The sequence below is a fragment of the Kitasatospora sp. NPDC058965 genome, from assembly GCF_042741245.1.
Classification (GTDB): Bacteria; Actinomycetota; Actinomycetes; order Streptomycetales; family Streptomycetaceae; genus Kitasatospora.
Map to the genome: position 1 here is coordinate 1 of NZ_JBHYKG010000574.1, position 1,948 is coordinate 1,948.

A 1,948-nucleotide genomic window follows, 5' to 3' on the forward strand; every position below is an offset into this window, starting at 1 on the left:
CGGGCCCGGTGCTGCGGGCGCGCCCCGGGGGGGGGGGGGGGGGGGTGGGGGGGTGTCGGGGGGGGGCCCCCCCCGCGGGGGGGGGGGGGGGGGGGGGGGGGGGGGGGGGGGGCAAGGGCGGGGCCACCGGCCCCGGCGCCCACCAGGACGGGCTCGGCGGGGGCGACGACCGCGGCGGGCCGGACGGCCGGGGTGCGGGCGCCGAGCACCGCGCCCGCGCCGGCCGCGACCCGCGCCGGGATCGAGGCGCCGCCGCCGACCGGGACCAGCAGCCGGGCCGGCCGCGCCACCGCGGCGGGCTCGGCACCGAGCAGCCCGGTCAGGTCCAGCGGCACGCCGTGCGCCACCAGCCGGGCCACCAGCTGCGCCACCGCGCGCACCGCCGGGACCCCGCGCCGGTCCACCGAGACCGCCACGTGCGGGGCGTCGCCGAGGGTCTCGCGCACCCAGCGGGTGCAGGTGGCGCTCGGGCCCACCTCGACGAAGTAGCGGAAGCCGCGCCGGTGGGCGGCCTGCACCAGCTCGGGGAAGTCGATGGTGCTGCGCAGGGTGTGCGCGATCCGCCCGGCCAGCTCGTGCTGGTCGAAGTCGGTGATCGGGCCGTAGTCGTAGGCGCTGAGCAGTTCCAGCTCCCCGGGCGACCCGGTGGGGTGGCTGTTCAGCTCGGCCAGGCCGGCCACCTCGCCGTCCACCACCGGGCAGTGCATCACCCCGTTGACGGGCGAGCGGGCCGCCGGGCAGCCCAGCTCCTCGATCAGCGCGCGGCACTGGGCCGGGTCGCCGGCCACCACCACCTCGCCGGGGGTGTTGACGTGGGTCAGGAAGACCCGCGGGTAGCGCTCCAGCGCCCGGCGCACCCCGTCCGCCCCGGTGAGCAGCACGAAGCTGCCCCAGACCTGGGCGTCCGGCAGCTCCTCGGGCAGGCCCCAGAGCTCGCGCACGGTGTCCCGGCGCCCGTTCAGCCGGTGCCGGAAGAGCGGGGTGGCGCTGATCCGGTCGTCCCGCCGGGCGCCGCGCTGCCAGCCGCCGGTGGCGAACAGCATGCTGCTCTCCCCCAGGCTGTAGCCGAAGGCGCCGTGCGCCCGCACGCCCAGCAGCTCGCGCACCAGATCGGTGTGCAGGATCGCGAAGGTGGTGCCGGTGGCCAGCATGAACGGCAGGTCCTCGCCGAGCTCGGCCTCCAGCGCCATCAGCTCGCGCCGGTCCGGGGTGGTCTGCCGGCGCGGGTACAGCCGGGCCGCGCGGAAGGTGCGGTCCGGGTCGACCGCCTCCGCCTCGAACCGCTCCAGCAGGCCGGGGAAGGCCCGGAACAGGTCCCGGCCCAGGCCCGGGTAGGAGTTGACCGCGCCCGGGAAGACCAGTGCGACCTTGCCCTCGGGGCCGATCGGGCGCACCGGGTGGTAACTGCCCGCCGGCGTGGCCCAGTCCTCCCCCCTGGCCTGGGCCCCCGGCAGGTCCCGGGCGGCCAGCTCCAGCTGCTTGGCGAGTTCGGCCGCGTCCCGGCCGACCAGCACCACCCGGGCGCCGCCGGGGGCCAGCCCGGCGGCCGCCCGGCGGGCGAGCGCGTACGGGTCGGCACCCGCCGCGAGTTCGGCGCGGCAGGCCTCGATCACCGCAGGCAGGCCGGCCGGGTCGGCGGCCCGCAGGGCCAGCAGCACCGGGCCGCCGGCCCGCTGCCAGGCCCGTTCCTGGTGCTCCCCGCCGGTCCGCTCGGCGGAGAGCACCAGGTGTCCGTGGGCGCCGCCGGTCCCCAGGAAGGAGACGGCGGCGTGCCGGCGGCCGTCCCCGGCCGCGCGCAGCCAGGGCCGGGAGCCGTCCGGCAGGTAGCAGCCGGTCCGGGCGAAGGCCTCGGCCAGCTCGGCGGCCGGGCGCTGCCAGCCCGGGGTGCCCGGCAGGTAGCCGTGGTGCAGGCAGAAGACCGCGCGCAGCAGGCCGGCCATCTCGGCGG

General features: G+C 79.6%; 1 pseudogene. It reads right to left on the bottom strand.

Annotated elements, in window-relative coordinates:
* A pseudogene (locus tag ACFW1A_RS40280) lies at positions 1-1,948 on the bottom strand (hypothetical protein); the annotation flags it as partial.